This is a genomic window from Microbulbifer zhoushanensis, assembly GCF_021729055.1.
Lineage (GTDB): Bacteria > Pseudomonadota > Gammaproteobacteria > Pseudomonadales > Cellvibrionaceae > Microbulbifer > Microbulbifer zhoushanensis.
Genome location: NZ_JAJSAO010000005.1, coordinates 432904 through 448840, shown reverse-complemented (window position 1 = coordinate 448840; position 15937 = coordinate 432904). Strand labels below are relative to the sequence as shown.

Below are 15937 nucleotides of genomic sequence, written 5' to 3'. Positions count from 1 at the left end.
TTTTGATCTAATGGTTTGTCGTCGGTGTGCCTGGTGCTGGGGCACCCGGGGCGCCGGCGTATTGGTGTGTTTTCAGGCGCCGGTCGTAAGTCGCCAATTTTACCAATTGGTTCCATCGTATTGGAGGGTGGGGGGCAGGGGATGCGACCGGGGTCACCCTTTTGGATGACCGGTCAGGGAGAGCAGTGCGTCCGCCGGGGCTGCATACCCCGGCAGAAGATGGGGATCAGGGAGAGCTACAGGCCAGGCAGCGGGCATACAGGGCCCGCGGGTCGCGGAAGTTGCGCAGCTCGGCGAGGGGCTCCAGGGCTGGTTGCAGGCTGCTCAGCCAGGCGCCCAGGGGCAGGTTGGCCTGGAGGCTCGCCGCCACGCTGGCGTCGATATTCTCCGAGAGTGCCTGCATCAGCCGCTGGCCCGGTGTCAGCTGGCGCTTGATCTCCAGTACCTCATAGTCCTCGAGCTCTGCCAACTGCGCGGCTGAGGCGATGGCGTCGTCCAGGTAGCCCAGCTCATCCACCAGGCCCAGCTGCTGGGCAGCGCGACCGGTCCACACCTGGCCCTGGGCGATCTTGTGGACCTCCTCGGGGGTTGAGCCGCGGGCTTCGGCGACGATGCGCAGGAAGCGGGTATAGGTGTTTTCCACCCCCTGCTGGAGGATGTTGGCGGCGGATTCCGACAGGGGGCGGTCGAGTCGCATGGCGCCCGACAGCTCGGTAGTGCCCACGCCGTCGTTGTATATGCCCAGTGACTCGAGGGATTCCTCGAAAGTGGGGAAGGCACCGAATACGCCGATCGAGCCGGTGATAGTGGACGGTGCGGCCCAGATGCGGTCGGCGCCGGTGGCAATCCAGTAGCCGCCGGAAGCGGCCACGCTGCCCATGGAAAGCACCACCGGGATACCGGCTTCGCGGGTGGCGAGGAGCTCCTGGCGGATGGCCTCGGAGGCAAAGGCGGAGCCGCCACCACTGTCGACCCGCAATACCAGTGCCTTCACTTCCTTTTCGCGGGCCTGGCGGATCAGTTTGCCCAGGGAGGCGCTGCCGATCTGCCCGGCGGGGGCCTCGCCATCGACAATGGAGCCGGTGGCAGCGATCAGGCCCACCTTGTTCGCGGTCGGTGTGGGGATATGGGTGAGTTTCTGGTTGCGCAGGTACTTGTTGGCATCGATACCCTTGTAGCCGATCTCATCCTCGCCTTCGCCGATGGCTTTCCGGAGGGCGTCGATGGCCACCCGGCGACCGGCCAGCTCATCCACCAGCTGCTGTTCCAGCGCGGCCTCGGCCCAGCTGCCGTCATTGGCGGACAGGCGCTGGGGCAGTTCATTGATAAAACCGTCAAGGGTCTCTGGCGGCAGGTTGCGCAGGCCGGTTACCTGCTCGGTGTACTCGGTCCACAGCTCGTTCAGCCAGCGCTGGTTGTTGTCCCGCGAGGCCGGCGACATGTCGTCCCGGGTGTAGGGCTCGATAAAGTCCTTGTAGTCGCCCACGCGGAAGACATGGAAGTTTACCTTGAGCTTGTCCAGCGCGCTCTTGAAGTAGTTGCGGTAGCTGCCGAACCCGGTCAGCAGCACCGAGCCCATGGGGTTCAGGTAGATCTTGTCGGCATGGCTGGCGAGGAAGTACTGCGCCTGGGTGTAGTTGTCACCGATGGCGTAGACGGGCTTGTCGGCGGCCTTGAAGCGCTGCAGGGCCGCGCCGATCTCCTCGAGCTTGCTGAGGTTGGCGCCCATCAAGTAGTCCAGCTCCAGTACCACCGAGGAGATGCGCTTGTCCCTGGCGGCGAAATCAATGGCATCCACCACGTCCTTCACCCGGGTCTCCACCGGTCCCGGCGGTCCGCCGAGCAGGCCCGGGAAGCTGCGCGGTGGCGACATCTCATCCACCAGGAAACCGGTGGGGGCCACACGCAGGGCCGCGCCCTGGGGAATGGTGAGCTGCTCTTCCTTGCCGAAAATCACCATGCCGATGAACAGCAGGACCAGCAGGAACAGCAGGTTGGTGAACACCCGGCGCAGCCAGGTGATGGCACCGCCAATGCCACCGAAGAACCGGCGGATGAATCCTTTGTGGTGGGTTGATTCGGTCAAACCTCTTGTCTCCTTGTCTTGAGAGCGGGCCGCACGCGGGCACCGGGCGGTGTGCGCCAATTACACCATACGCTGCCAGCGACTGGTCATCATGGCAGAGAAGAACAGGGTAAGGCTAAGTGCCAGCAGGGCGCCATCCTGCCAGCCGCGCCCGGCCATCATTACGTCGACAATGCTGGCGCAGATGTAGACCAGCAGGATCAAGCACAGCCACAGGTAGCTGCGGTACCGCTGCTTGAGCATACCCGGCAGCACCAGTAGCAGGGGGGCCGTCTGCAGGATCCAGAGCGCGAGTGAGCCCCCTTCCAGGAACAGGTTCCAGACTGCGAACAGGACCAGCAGGCCGATATAGCAGGCCCAGTTCAGGCGCTGCCCCATTTTCAGTTTGCGGGCGACGGATTCGCTCATTGGCCGCGCTCTCCCAGCTTGTTCACCAGTTCCGCGACCCGCGCGCCCTGGGCGCGACAGAGTGCAATTTCGTCTTCAGTCAGTTGCGCGCCTTCGCTGCCACCAGCCCAGTGCGAGGCGCCGTAGGGCGTGCCGCCACTGGTGGTACGCATCAGCCGCGCCTCGGAGTAGGGAATACCGGCTATCAGCATACCGTGGTGCAGCAGTGGCAGCATCATTGACAGCAGGGTGGTCTCCTGGCCGCCGTGGATACTGCCGGTGGAGGTGAACACACCGGCGGGCTTGCCCGCCAGGCTGCCGTCCAGCCACATATCCCCGGTCTGGTCGAGGAAATAGCGCAGCGGTGCAGCCATGTTGCCAAAGCGGGTGGGGCTGCCCATCAGCAGCCCGGCGCAGTCGCGCAGTTCCTCCGGGCGGCAGTAGGGCGCGCCCTCATCGGGTACTGGGGGCGCGCTGGCCTCGGTGTCCGGTGAAACCGGCGGAACTGTGCGCAGCCGTGCCGGGACACCGGCGGATTCCACGCCGCGGGCGATCTCTGCCGCCATGCGCGCGGTAGAGCCACTGCGGCTGTAGTAGAGTACCAGTATGTAGTCGTCGGAACCCCGCGCCATCAGAGCAGCTCCAGTACGTTTTCCGGCGGACGGCCCAGCACAGCGCGGTCGCCTTTCACCACGATCGGGCGCTGGATCAGCTTGGGATGCTCCACCATCGCCTTAACCAGTTTTTCATCGGGCAGCTCTTTGTCCTTCAGGCCAAGTTCCTTATAGGCGTCCTCTCCGGTACGCAGTAACTGGCGCGCGCCAATGCCCAGCTTCTGCAGCAGCGCATTCAGGGTGTCCGCGTCCGGCGGGGTCTCCAGGTAGAGCACTACCTCCGGTTCGACGCCCTTTTCCTGTAATAACTGCAGGGTCTGGCGAGATTTTGAACAACGTGGGTTGTGGTAAATCGTCCACATGGCTTGGGTATCCTGTTATGGTTTGGCGTATTCTATGGCTTGATAAAAGCCCCTGACAAACAATCCCTGTCACTGGCGGCGCGGAGGTATTCGCCGCAGAACGCGAGAAATGGAAATCCCCATGACCGAACAGGTACACCGCTGGCGTCGCTTCCTGGTTTCCCTGTGGACGCTGTTCAACGAGAAGAACTGCCGCCAGAATGCGGCGGCGCTCACTTACATGACCCTGTTCGCCATTGTACCGCTGGTGACCGTGAGCTACGCCATGCTGTCCCTGTTCCCGGATTTTGCCGGGCTGGAAAACCGGTTGCAGCAGCAGATCTTCGAGCACCTGGTGCCGGCCAGCGGCCGTGAAGTCCAGGAATACATCAGCAGCTTCTCGGCCCAGGCGCAGCGGCTTACAGGGCCCGGTGTGGCAATCCTGATGGTTACTGCTGGCCTGATGCTGCGCAATATCGAGGCCACCTTCAACGCCATCTGGGATATCCCGCGCGGCCGTAGCGGCGTATCCAGCTTCCTGCTTTACTGGGCCATCCTCAGCCTGGGTCCCATCCTGCTGGGTGCCGGGCTGGTTATGTCCACCTACCTGATTTCGCAAAAATTGTTCCTGCCGGAAGAGGGCACCCTGGGACTGGTGCCCATGGTACTGCGCCTGCTGCCTTTCCTTTTTACCACGATCGCATTCACCCTGTTGTTCACTGCCGTGCCTAACTGCCGTGTGCCGCTGCGCCACGGCATCGCGGGGGGCGTCATCACTGCCTTCGCCTTTGAATTGGCCAAAGTCCTGTTCGGAATCATGGTAGCCCGCAGCTCGGTACAGGCCATCTACGGGGCCTTCGCTTTCGTGCCATTGTTCCTGATGTGGATTTTCCTGCTGTGGATGATCGTGCTGGCCGGGTGTGTGCTCGTGCGGATGCTCTCGGCATACGATGCGGCGGCACAGGGCAGGAAATATTCTGACGTGATGGCGACCCTGGTGTTGCTGTGGGAAGCCTTCCGCAAGTACCAGCACGGTCTGCCCCTGCGGGACCAGGATATTTCCCGTGCGGGTATCAAGCCGGCGCAGTGGCGACGGATTCGCGAGGTACTGCAACGCCACAAGGTATTTACCCAGAACGATCGCAATGACTTTGTCCTGCAGCGCGACCTGGATTCCATTTCCCTGATGCAGCTGGCCGGCTGGATGAACCCGGCCCCGCTGACTTCGGCCAGCCATGCGGCCTTGCAGGACCAGCCGTGGTTCGGCGAAGTGGAAAAGCGTTTCAGCGCCGTGCGGGAATTTACCGGTGAACAGCTGGCGATGAGTGTCGCCGAGCTGTTTCGTGGTACCAGCGGCGACAGCGACGCCGACAAGTCCGGCGGGGCGGGCGGGTCGCGTGGCAAAAGCGGCGGCACCACTACGAGAAACAGAAAAACCAGGAGCAAGCGCGGGAGTGACAAGAGTGCGACTGAAAGCAGTAAGTCCGCGGCCGGCAAAGCCGGTAAAACGGGTAAAGAGGAAGCCGGCAGCAGTGAAACCATGGGCAGCCTGTCTTTTTTTGGCCGCCGCAATAAGCGGGTGTGACCGCGACGACCGGGAACAGGCTCTGGCCACTATCGATGGTGAATCTGTCGATACCGGCGGCAAGGTGCTGCTGGTGAATTACTGGGCCGAGTGGTGCGCTCCCTGCCGCGAGGAAATCCCCGAACTCAACCGTTTCGACCGCGCCCATGACAATGTCCTGGTGCTGGGGGTCAATTACGATGCACCGCCGGCGGAACAAGCCCGCGAACAGGCCGGCAAGCTCGGCATCGAGTTCCCGGTGCTGGCGACGGACCCGGCAGCTACGTGGGGCCAGCAGCGCCCGTCGGTATTGCCCAGCACCCTGGTGATCGGCAGCGATGGCCGCTGGGTGACTACCCTGGTGGGCCCGCAGACAGAGGCGGACCTGGGCCGGGCCGTTGACAACCTGGCCGCGGACGATAACGCGCATTGATCCCGGTTCCGGTAATACAGCACTCGCACTGAAGCCTCGCCCTGCGCAATCCAAGGTGATCTGCTTCTAAGGCTATAACGAAAGTAACTATATGTTGGTGCGTCCGGGTTGTTAGCATCCCGCGCGATTTCCATTGGCTGATGTTACCGGGGTGGCAATGCACCTGACTTCTTTTCTGTTCCTCGCGCTGTTTTTCGTCCTGTTGTGGCCGCTGCATCTCTGGCACCGCCGCCACGACAGCCTGGCGCCGGCCGTGTTCGCCGGCCTGGTTCTGGGCCTGCTGTTTGGCGGCTTGCTGCAGCTGGCGCGGGACTGGGGCGCGGTGCCGGCCGAGGTCCTGCCCTGGATCGCGGTGCTGGGCGATGGTTATGTGAACCTGCTGTACGTCCTGGTGATGCCCCTGGTGCTGGTTTCGATCCTGGCGGCGGTGGTGCGGGTGAGCAATACCCAGTCGCTGGGCAAGATCAGTGTGTCGGTGCTGGCGGTGTTACTGGGGACCACCGCGGTGGCGGCGCTGGTTGGCGTTGCCATGGCGCAGTTGTTCGGCCTGTCCGCCGACGGGCTGGTGGAGGGCTCCCGTGAGGCGGCCCGGGCCGAGGTGCTGGGCGAGCGCATGGGCCGCGTCAGTGAACTGGGTGTCCCGGAAATCCTGGTATCCTTTATTCCCGAGAATATTTTTGCGGACCTGGCCGGTACCCGCGATACGTCGGTGATCGCGGTGGTGGTTTTCGCGGTGTTGCTGGGGCTGGCGGCCCTGGGAGTGCGCCGGGAAAACCCTGAGCAAGGGGCAAAGATTGAATCTGCCGTGGCGGTGGCCCAGGTCTGGGTAATGAAACTGGTGCGCCTGGTGATGGCATTCACACCCTACGGCATCATGGCCCTGGTGGCGGAACTGATTGCCAGCTCCAGCTGGGCGGATATCGTCAACCTGCTCAGTTTTGTGGTGGCCTCGTTCGTGGCCATCGGCCTGATGTTCCTGGTGCATGGCCTGCTGCTGCTGGCCAATGGCATTAGTCCGCTGCACTATTTTGCCAAAGTGTGGCCGGTGCTGGTGTTCGCCTTCAGCTCCCGCTCCAGTGCGGCGACCATTCCGCTGAATGTGGAAACCCAGATTGATGAACTGGGGAATTCGCCGGCGATTGCCAACTTCTCTGCCTCCTTCGGGGCGACCATCGGCCAGAATGGTTGCGCGGGTATCTACCCCGCCATGCTGGCGGTGATGGTGGCGGTGCCCATGGGCATCGATGTGCTGGATCCTCTGTGGCTGGCCAGCCTGGTGGCGGTGGTGGTAATCAGCTCGTTCGGTATCGCCGGTGTCGGTGGCGGCGCGACCTTTGCCGCGCTGGTGGTGTTGCCCACCATGGGGTTGCCGGTAACCATTGCCGCGCTGCTGATCTCGGTGGAGCCGCTGATCGACATGGCGCGCACGGCGCTGAACGTGAACGGTGCCATGACCGCGGGTACCCTGTCCCAGCGCTGGCTGGGCGCCAGCCTGCCTGCGGCAGAAGAGGCCCTGCCGGACTGAGCCGGCAGGGTAGTGCGGGAAACTGCAACGCGGTAATGGCCGAGAGTGGCCGCAGGAAAGCAGGGCAGGGAGCGGGTTAGGGGAAGATGCCATGACGTCACAGCCTCCACTGGTAATGATTCCGGGCACCATGTGCGACGAACGCCTGTGGGGATCGCTGTGGCCGCAACTTGCCCCCCTGCAGCCCCGGCACCAGGCCATCCCCGGCGGTGACAGTGTCGCGACACTGGTTCGGGCGCTGGCCGCGGCGCTACCGGACAAGCCGGTAAACCTGCTGGGCTTCTCACTGGGGGGCTACCTGGCGGCGGCACTGGCCTGCGCCCACCCGGAGCGGGTGGCGCGGCTGTTTATCTGTTCCAACACCCCCTGCGCCCTGCCGGACACCGAGCTGAAGCAGCGCCGGCAGCTGCTGAACTGGGTGTCGCGCAATGGCTACGGTGGTATCAGCGACCGCAAAATAGCCGCCATGCTGGCGCCGGAGAACCGGGGCCGGGACGACATTGCGGCTATCATGCGCGCCATGGACGCCAGCCTGGGCGAGAAAGCCCTGGTGGCACAGCTGGGTGCCACCAGTGAGCGGGCGGACTTGGCGCGCGAGCTGGCCGATGTACCAATCCCCGTGACTTTCTGTTTCGGTGAGCATGACGCACTGGTCACGCGCGGGTGGCTCGATGACCTGCAGCAGCGGCGGCCCGATGTGGCGCTGCGGGAGGTGCCCGGCGCAGGCCATATGCTGCCGCTGGAGCAACCGCGCCCCCTGGCCCTTGAGATCCGGCGCTGGCTGGACGCCTGACCACTTTCCCCGGGCCGGGTTCCGCCGGATTCAGGTTCGATTCAGTGATCCCCGCTTAAAGTGCTCCCATCGATGATCAATGGGAGACCGATCATGCTTCTGAACAAGAAATTCCTGTTTGCGGTAGTGGTAGGTGCGCTGGTGGGCTTCAGTGCCACTGTCAGTGCCGGCGGCAGTGGCTATTACGGCGACCGCGGTGAATACGACTTTGCCCGCGTAACCGATGCTATTCCCGTTTACAACGATATCCAGGTACTGGAACCCCGCACCCAGTGCTGGGAAGAGCAGGTTGCCTATCCGGGCCGCGGCTCCGCGGCCGGCACCCTGATCGGCGGCCTGATTGGCGCGGCCGTGGGCAACAAGGCCGGGCACCACCGGCGCGGCCGCAATGCGCGGACACTCGCCGGTGCCGCCATTGGTGCCACTATCGGCCACGGCATCAGCAGCCGCAACAATGCTCGCTACGTGACCGAGCAGCGCTGCCAGACTGTAGACGAATATGTCACCCGCCGCGAGCTGGTCGGGTACGATGTCCGCTATCGTTATAATGGGCGGGAATATATGACTCGCACGGATCGCCATCCTGGCGATAGAATCAGGGTTCGCGTCGACGTGGCCCCCGCCTGGTGATGCCTGTGCGCGGGGAGACCGTGACGCCCAGCGAAGAAGTAACCAGTACTGCCAGAGAATTCGGTACTGAATGCAAGTACCGCGAACGTGCTACCAGGAGCTGCACCGTGAAATCCATCTGTGCCCTTTGCCGTCAGGCGCGTGTTGTATTGGCACTCTTTATCGCCCTGTGCGCCGCGCCCCTGCAGGCGTCCGTGCCGCCGGTGGTTGCGCCGCAGGCCGCACAGGCGGACCACCTGCAGGTCAGGATCCTCAAGGTCCAGAAGCGCGAGATATCCCGCGAGCAGGCGGCAGCGCTGGTCAAGCGCCGCTACGGCGGCAAGATACTGGCGGTATCGGAGACCAGCCGCAAGGGTCGCCCGGCCTACCGGGTAAAGGGACTCTCGGATAAAAGCCAGGTTTACGTGGTCTACGTGGATAAGCAGAGCGGCCGCATCATGCGCTGAGCCGCCGGTAAAATGAATTTGAGCAGAGGGGGAAGCCATGCGCGCACTGTTGGTGGAAGATGAGGAGCTGCTGCGCAAGCAGCTGGCGAATTCCCTGCGCGATGCGGGCTATACAGTGGATGAGGCCCCGGACGGCAATGAGGCCCTGTACTACGGCCGCGAATTTCCCTACGACGTGGCGGTGATGGACCTGGGCCTGCCGGGCGTCGACGGTATCCAGGTGATCGAGACCCTGCGCCGCGAGGACAAGCATTTTCCCATCCTGATCCTGACCGCCCGTGGCCACTGGCAGGAGCGGGTCAAGGGGCTGGAAGCCGGTGGCGATGATTACCTGGTCAAGCCTTTCCATACCGAGGAATTGCTGGCGCGGCTGAATGCGCTGGTGCGGCGCTCCGCCGGTTTTTCCTCCCCCAGCATCAAGGCCGGGCCCATTGTGATGGATACCTCGTCGCAGCGGGTGCGGGTGGACGATGCGGAGCTGGACCTCACCTCGTTTGAGTACAAGGTTCTGGAATACCTGATGCTGCACCCGGATGAGGTGGTTTCCAAGACGACCCTGACCGAGCATATTTACGAGCAGGACTGCGACCGCGACAGCAACGTGATCGAGGTGTTTATCGGCCGCCTGCGCAAGAAGCTCGATGCCGCCGGGGCTGCCGGCCCCATCCAGACGCTGCGCGGTCGCGGTTATCGCTTCGTGGCTCCCGAATAAACGCTGTAACCGGTTAGACAATCCGTGCTCTCCTCCTGGCTCAATTCCCTCAAGGGACGGCTCTCGCTGGTCACCACGCTCGTGCTGGTGGCCTTTCTCGTATTGATTTCCACGGTACTCCAGCACGCTTACCGCACCTCCCTGGCCGAGGCCAAGAAGCGCGAGCTGCAGTTGCACGTCTATACCCTGCTGGCGGTGGCGGAGCCGGAGGGCGACAGCCTGCGGCTGCCGCCGGCGCTGCCGGAACAGCGCTTTAACCAGCCGGACTCGGGCCTGGTGGGGGTGGTGGCGGACCAGCGCGGGCGCATCATCTGGCGCTCCGAATCGGCGCTGGCGATGGACCAGCTGCCCTCGCACCCGCTGCCACAGGGGCGCGAGGTCTTTGCGCAGATGAGCCTGGGCAAGAGCGGCCTGTACAGCACTTTCCGCCAGGGCATTGCCTGGGGCCTGGACAACGAGCAGCGCTACACCTTTATCGTGCTCGAGGATGCCGCTCCCATGCAGGCGCAGGTGGAACAGTTCCGCTCCACCATCTGGCGCTGGCTGGGCTTGGGCGCGCTGTTGCTGGTGGTGACCCAGTGGCTGGTCATGCGCTGGGGACTCGCGCCACTGAGGGCGGTGGCGGAATCGTTGCGGGAGATGCAGCGCGGTGGCAGTGACCGGTTGCAGGGCAACTTCCCGCGGGAACTGAAACCGCTGACCGACAACCTGAACCTGCTGATCGAGAACGAGCGGCGCCAGCGTGAGAAGACCCGACATACCCTGGCCGACCTTGCCCACAGCCTGAAGACGCCGCTGGCGGTGCTGAAGGGCCTGAATTTTTCCCGCGACCCGCGCGAGGCCTACTCCAACCTGATCGAGCAGGTGCAGCGCATGGACAGCATCATCAGTTACCAGCTGCAGCGGGCCGTCGCCAGCTCACCCAAGTCGATCCTGCGCGGGGTGGAGATCAGGCCGCTGCTGGGCAAGATCCTCGACGCGCTGGAGAAGGTATACCGGGACAAGCCGGCCGAGGTGGAAGTGGATTGCGCGGACGGTGCACTCTTCTACGGTGACGAGGGCGACCTGATGGAACTGCTGGGCAACCTGCTGGACAACGCCTACAAATACGGCGACGGCAAGATCGCCGTGCGGGTGGCCAACGGCGATGACAACCGCAGCCTGCAGCTGACGGTGGGTGACAACGGCCCCGGGATCAGCGCCGATTACTGGGAACGGGTTACCGAGCGGGGCGTGCGCGCCGACCAGCAGCAACAGGGGCAGGGCATCGGCCTCGCGGTGGTGGTCGATATCGTCGAGAGCTACAAGGGCGAGATCTCGGTGGGGGAATCGGCCCTGGGCGGGGCGGAAATCCGCGTGGATCTCTGAACCACTATGCTGGGTGCCAGGTCCGGTTCATGGCGTAATGCGCTGCGCTTATTGCACCCCGGCTTCCGGCATAAACCGTGAAGCAGGCGCAGGGTGCAATGAGCAACGGGAATTGCACCATTCCCGCCGAATTCAGAACCACTCTTCCCGCATCTCGAACGGCACCCCGTTACCAGCGTCCAGCAGCGCCAGCTGCGGCACGATTTCCGGCAGCTCCCACTCCATGTAGTAGCGCGCCGCCTGCAGCTTACCGCGGTAGAAGTTGCGCTCTTCCTCGCGGTTGGTGGTGTCCAGCGCCCGGTCGGCAGCCAGTGCCTGGCGCAGCCAGGTCCAGGCCGCCACCACACGCCCGAAGGCATCCAGGTAGACAGTGGCGTTGGCCAGGCCGCGATCGACATCGGCCTGCAGCTGGCCCATTAGTGCCAGTGTGGTGGCGTCCAGGCGCTGCAGGTGCTGTTCCAGTGCTTCGGCCATCGGTGCCAGCGCCTCGCGGTCGCGCGCCTGCATCACGGTCTGGCGGATCTCCTCCTGCAGCAGGCGATAGCCCTCCAGCTGGTCCATGGGCAGCTTGCGTCCCAGCAGGTCGAGGCCGTGGATGCCCTCGGTGCCCTCGTGGATCGGGTTGAGGCGGTTGTCCCGGTAGAGTTGTTCCAGCGGGTATTCCCGCGTGTAGCCGGCGCCGCCGAGTACCTGAATGGCCAGCTCGTTGGCTTTCAGGCCATAGCGGGACGGCCAGCTTTTTACCACCGGGGTCAGCAGGTCCAGCAGTTTCGCCGCCCGCTCGCGCTCCCGGCTGGTTTCTGCGGTGCGCTGGTCCTCGAACAGGGAGGAGGCGTACAGGCACAATGCCAGCCCGCCCTCCACATAGGACTTCTGGGCCAGCAGCATGCGCCGCACATCCGCGTGGCGGATGATCGGCACCTGTTTCGATTGCGGGTCGCGAGTGGAGGGCAGTCGGCCCTGGGGGCGCTCGCGGGCGTACTGCAGGGAATGGTTATAGCCCTGGTAACCCAGCACTGCCGCGCCGACACCCACACCGATGCGGGCCTCGTTCATCATCTGGAACATGTAGGCCAGCCCCTTGTGTGGCTCGCCCACCAGGTAGCCCATGGCTCCATCTTCCTCACCGAAACTGAGCACGGTGGAGGTGGTATTGCGGTAGCCCATCTTGTGCAGCAGGCCCGCCAGTTTCACATCGTTGGGCTGTGCGGGGCGGCCGTCTTGACCGGGAAGCACCTTGGGCACAATAAACAATGAGATGCCCTTTACCCCGGCCGGGGCCCCTTTGATCCTGGCCAGCACCATATGCACGATATTGTCTGTCAGGGACTGGTCGCCGCCGGAGATATACATTTTCTGTCCGCGGATACGGTAGGTGCCGTCACCGGCCTCCTCGGCGGTGGTGCGGATATCCGCCAGGGCCGAGCCCTGGTCCGGTTCCGTCAGTGCCATGGTGCCGGCACAGCGGCCGTCCAGCATCGGCGGCAGGAACTGCGCTTTCAGCGCGTCGCTGGCGAAGGCATGCACCAGGTTCGCGGCGCCAATGGTAAGGAAAGGGTAGGCGGCCGAGGCCACATTGGCGGCGCTGATGGTGGCCAGGCAGGTTCGCAGCACCACTTCCGGCAACTGCATGCCGCCATCCCCGAAATCGTGGTGGGCGGCCAGGAAACCCGCCTCGGCAAAGGCATCCCAGGCCTGCTGGGTTTCCTCCACCAGGTGCACCCGCTCGCCGTCGAAAGTGGGTTCGTGGGCATCGCCACGGGCATTGTGGTTGGCGAAAAACTTTTCCGCCACGGTGCGCGCGGTCTGCAGGGTGGCTCGGAAGGTGTCTTCGGAGTGCTCGCTGTAGCGGGGGCGCTGGAGCAGTTTCAGTGTGTCGAGAAACTCGTACAGCAGGAAATCGATATCGCGTTCGTTGAGCAATTGCGCGGTCATGACTACCCCGTTGGTCCGTGACTGTGGATCTTGCCAGTCAGTAGACCGTTGCCGGGGAAACGCTGCAATGACCTTTGCGCTAATCCCGGCGGCCTTTATTTACCAGGGGCGGGGCAGGCAGGGACTGTAAAGACTTATTCTGCCAGGTCACCGACCGGCAGGCGCTCGGTTTCGTTGCCGGGCAGAACCTGTCGCCACAGCTCCCCCACCAGCGCCTCCCGGGATTCGCGCCGGCCCTCCGCCAGCCAGCGTGCAATGCTGGCGGCCACGTCCGGCCACTGGATCTGTGCCCCGGCCGGGTTGCTGTCCAGCCAGGCGCGGATCGTTGCCGCGTCGACCCGCTCAACCACGGTGGCCAGCTGCAGTTGCTCCAGCGCCATGGCGTTGGCCTCCTGCTCGAACTGGCCCGCCAGCGGGCGGGTGAGGATCGGCTTGCCCAGGGTCAGCGTTTCGGCGATCAGCTCAAACCCGCTGTTGCAGATTACGGCGCGGGCGCTGGCCACATCCTGCTGGAATTCCTCGATCGCCGGTGCTTTTAACTGGATATTGTCCGCCACTTTCATATCGGTGGGCAGGCCGTAGGCAATGATCGGGTAGGGCAGGCTGCCCAGCTGCTTCACCAGGGGCTCGTGGTGCTCAAACGGCAGGTAGACAAGGATATGCTCACCGCTTTCTTCCTTGCCGTGGGGGCGGGCGATGGGCGGCAGGATCGGGTGACCGAAATGGTGCCAGTGCATCCCCAGGCTTTGCTGCACCGGTGCAAAGGCACGCATGATGCCGCGGGCCATCCAGCCGAAGCGGGGCGCGGGAATGGGGAAATTGAACGCATACTGGTGCCCCATGCCCAGGCTGGGTACGCCGTGGCGCTTTGCCGCCCAGGCGGTAACCGGCTCGAAGTCGCTGATCACCAGGTCAAAATCCTGCACGGGCAGGCTGGCGATATCCTTCCACAGCCGGCGCGGGTGCAACTGGCGCACCGTAGCCAGCTGGTCGATGCGGCCCTTGCGGTTGACAAAGGTCAGTCCCTCGCGCCACCAGAATTCCCCGAATGCTTCCATGCGGAAGAGTTTCTCCGGGGGGCGGCCGGAAAAGAGCCACTGTGTTTCCAGTTCGGGATGATTTTCGAAGGCCCTGGCCATGGCGCGGGCGCGGGAAATATGGCCGTTACCGGTGCCCTGGACACCGTAGAGGATTTTCACAGAACAGCTCCGCAGACTAACAGGCCGACACTGGTGCCGAGGGCGGCACCGGCGCAGACATCAGTTGGAAAGTGCACGCCCAGACCCACGCGGGAAGTCCCGACCCCGGCAGCCCAGAAATAGCCCAGTAACCATAGCGGGTTCACCGCCTGGGACAGCACCGTGATAAACAGGAAGGCTCCGGAGGTGTGCCCGGAGGGCAGGCTGAAACGGTCGTGGGCGACGATCACCGAGCGCATGCCGGGAATCGCCTGCTGCGGTCGCAACCGGCGCGTGGTGTTCTTGATGGTCCAGTACAGCGACCGCTCGAGTGCGTAGGCCGTGCCGCAGACGTAGAAAAACTGCAACGCGGCGGCGGTAGTGTTGAAAAGGGCGACCACCAGCGGCGAGACCAGGTAAAGCCAGCCGTCTGCCGAGCGGGATAACCACAGGTAGTTCCTGCGTGAGGCCGGCCTTGTCGCCCGGTCTGCCATATGCAGCACCAGGGACACGTCGATTGTTTTCAGGGTGACAGGTAAGCTTCGCATGCAGCCAAGTTACGAAGGCTGTATTGCGCGGAATTGACCGATTGATGTCAGGACTGTGAAATATGTCGTGGCAGGACGTGAGTGGGCCCCTCTGCAGGGAGAGGGGCCCCGCAGCCGGGCGCGACAGCGGGGCAGGTGTTGCCGCCGGTGGAATCAGTCGATACCGATCTTGATGGTGCCGGATCCCGGCAGCTTCTCCACCAGTTCTGATCCGCAGAGTTTTGACGGGGTGTAATAGCCGCCCGGGCCGTCATAGGAAAGCAGGTGCTCCATCACCGCCAGGGAACCGTGCACGGTGACATCGTAGCCGTTGGCAGTAACCACCCGGCCGATCTTCCGTTCGCCGCGGCGGTCGTTGCGTACCTCGCCCCAGACCCACGTCTGCTGTTCCGCGCGCTTCTCTTCATCGGGGCCCTGCACCGACTTGTCCACCTTGCCCTTGAGCCAGTCCTGCACCCACTCCATGCGCAGCAGCCAGCGCAGCTTGTTCAGGCGCTTGAGCTTCTTGGCCCGGCGCGGGCTCATGGGAATATAGACTTCGATATTGGGTATCTGGGTGGTGTAGTAAGCCGTTACCACGTCGCCCCAGGGGATGGCGACGGCGAATTTCTCGCCGCGGCCAAAATCAATTTTGCGTGTCAGCTCGGCGTGATCGATGATCTCTACCTTGCCCTGGCGCCGCACGGCGCTGCCCACACCCAGGCTCTCGATGGAGGTTTTGGCGGTGCCCGGGCTCAGGCCGGAATCCGAGTCGAATCCCAGGGTGAGGTGGGTGGCGGTGGGGATGGCATGGTGCAATGCTGCCGCCAGGCAGTCGGTGGGGATAACATCGAAACCGGTGCCGGGGCAGAGAACCACACCGGCGGACCGGGCCTCGCCGTGCAGGTCATTGGCCTGCTGGTAAACCTGCATTTCGCCGGTAATATCCTGGTAGTGGGTGCCGGTGGCAATACAGGCGCGCATCATGGGTTCGGCCGTAGTGGAAAAGGGCCCGGCGCAGTGGATAACCACATCGATATCCTGCAGCATGCGCTCCAGGGTATCGCTGTCCTCCAGGCTGACAGCAATTGCCGGCAGGCCCAGCTCTTCCGACAGCGGTTGCAGTTTCTTCGCGTTGCGGCCGGCCAGGATCGGCCGATATCCCTTGGCCACGGCGGCGCGGGCGATCAGTTCCCCCGTATAGCCGTTGGCACCATAGATCATTATTTTTTTGTCGTTCACCGAGTGACCTTATTCACTTGCTGGTTGTGTTGTCGTATCAGTTACTGACCCGGAATCCGTGCCGGGGTACTTCGGGGGCGGGAATTGCGCGCATTGGCGCGTGCTGGTCCGTTGCAACCTGACAGCAAGATTGCCGTCACAATACTCCACGAGAGG

16 protein-coding genes are annotated in these 15937 nt (G+C 63.7%); 8 read left to right on the top strand and 8 right to left on the bottom strand.

Going from position 1 to position 15937, the window contains the following annotated elements:
* Positions 1-226 precede the first annotated feature (226 nt).
* The 4 genes from sppA to arsC are packed head-to-tail and all read right to left on the bottom strand — an operon-like array spanning position 227 to position 3449.
* Positions 227-2086, bottom strand: coding sequence for a signal peptide peptidase SppA (gene sppA, locus LVD10_RS12830; protein WP_232941481.1), 1860 nt, complete (start codon positions 2084-2086; stop codon positions 227-229).
* Between the two features lie 60 nt (positions 2087-2146).
* The gene (locus tag LVD10_RS12825) at positions 2147-2494 is read right to left on the bottom strand and encodes a DUF2069 domain-containing protein (RefSeq protein ID WP_232941482.1); all 348 of its coding nucleotides are present in this window, start codon (positions 2492-2494) and stop codon (positions 2147-2149) included.
* A complete protein-coding gene (gene wrbA / locus LVD10_RS12820; RefSeq protein ID WP_237063887.1) occupies positions 2491-3105 on the bottom strand; it encodes an NAD(P)H:quinone oxidoreductase in 615 nt (204 codons plus the stop codon). The genes LVD10_RS12825 and wrbA overlap by 4 nt, the downstream gene beginning before the upstream one ends.
* A complete protein-coding gene (arsC, locus tag LVD10_RS12815) occupies positions 3105-3449 on the bottom strand; it encodes an arsenate reductase (glutaredoxin) (protein WP_232941484.1) in 345 nt (114 codons plus the stop codon). The genes wrbA and arsC overlap by 1 nt, the downstream gene beginning before the upstream one ends.
* 121 nt (positions 3450-3570) lie before the next feature.
* Here arsC and LVD10_RS12810 point away from each other — a divergent pair, with 121 nt between their 5' ends.
* The 8 genes from LVD10_RS12810 (at position 3571) to LVD10_RS12775 (ending at position 10899) form a co-directional block, all read left to right on the top strand.
* Positions 3571-5013: a YihY family inner membrane protein gene (locus tag LVD10_RS12810; RefSeq protein ID WP_237063885.1), complete on the top strand. Its 1443-nt coding sequence runs from the start codon at positions 3571-3573 to the stop codon at positions 5011-5013.
* Complete coding sequence (locus tag LVD10_RS12805) at positions 4988-5425, top strand: TlpA family protein disulfide reductase (RefSeq protein WP_232941486.1); 438 nt, start codon at positions 4988-4990, stop codon at positions 5423-5425. The genes LVD10_RS12810 and LVD10_RS12805 overlap by 26 nt, the downstream gene beginning before the upstream one ends.
* Before the next feature lie 157 nt (positions 5426-5582).
* Positions 5583-6950: an L-cystine transporter gene (locus tag LVD10_RS12800; RefSeq protein ID WP_237063883.1), complete on the top strand. Its 1368-nt coding sequence runs from the start codon at positions 5583-5585 to the stop codon at positions 6948-6950.
* A 91-nt stretch (positions 6951-7041) separates the two neighbouring features.
* Positions 7042-7743, top strand: a complete 702-nt coding sequence (locus LVD10_RS12795; protein ID WP_237063882.1) for an alpha/beta fold hydrolase — start codon at positions 7042-7044, stop codon at positions 7741-7743.
* Positions 7744-7836: 93 nt separating this feature from the next.
* Positions 7837-8373 (top strand): glycine zipper 2TM domain-containing protein, encoded by a 537-nt coding sequence (locus tag LVD10_RS12790; RefSeq protein ID WP_237063881.1) that lies wholly within the window; start codon positions 7837-7839, stop codon positions 8371-8373.
* Between the two features lie 107 nt (positions 8374-8480).
* A complete protein-coding gene (locus LVD10_RS12785; protein ID WP_232941490.1) occupies positions 8481-8819 on the top strand; it encodes a PepSY domain-containing protein in 339 nt (112 codons plus the stop codon).
* Between the two features lie 37 nt (positions 8820-8856).
* Complete coding sequence (locus LVD10_RS12780) at positions 8857-9531, top strand: response regulator transcription factor (protein WP_232941491.1); 675 nt, start codon at positions 8857-8859, stop codon at positions 9529-9531.
* 24 nt (positions 9532-9555) lie between these two features.
* On the top strand, positions 9556-10899 hold the full coding sequence (locus tag LVD10_RS12775; RefSeq protein ID WP_232941492.1) for an ATP-binding protein: 1344 nt from the start codon (positions 9556-9558) through the stop codon (positions 10897-10899).
* A gap of 132 nt (positions 10900-11031) precedes the next feature.
* Here the strand turns inward: LVD10_RS12775 and LVD10_RS12770 are convergent, their stop codons facing one another.
* The 4 genes from LVD10_RS12770 to LVD10_RS12755 form a co-directional block, all read right to left on the bottom strand.
* On the bottom strand, positions 11032-12834 hold the full coding sequence (locus LVD10_RS12770; RefSeq protein ID WP_237063880.1) for an acyl-CoA dehydrogenase: 1803 nt from the start codon (positions 12832-12834) through the stop codon (positions 11032-11034).
* Between the two features lie 134 nt (positions 12835-12968).
* Positions 12969-14033, bottom strand: a complete 1065-nt coding sequence (locus tag LVD10_RS12765; protein WP_237063879.1) for an MJ1255/VC2487 family glycosyltransferase — start codon at positions 14031-14033, stop codon at positions 12969-12971.
* Positions 14030-14560 (bottom strand): phosphatase PAP2 family protein, encoded by a 531-nt coding sequence (locus tag LVD10_RS12760; protein WP_237063878.1) that lies wholly within the window; start codon positions 14558-14560, stop codon positions 14030-14032. Before LVD10_RS12760 ends, LVD10_RS12765 begins: the two co-directional genes overlap by 4 nt.
* Positions 14561-14713: 153 nt before the next feature.
* Positions 14714-15781 (bottom strand): saccharopine dehydrogenase family protein, encoded by a 1068-nt coding sequence (locus LVD10_RS12755; protein WP_232941496.1) that lies wholly within the window; start codon positions 15779-15781, stop codon positions 14714-14716.
* Positions 15782-15937 lie beyond the last annotated feature (156 nt).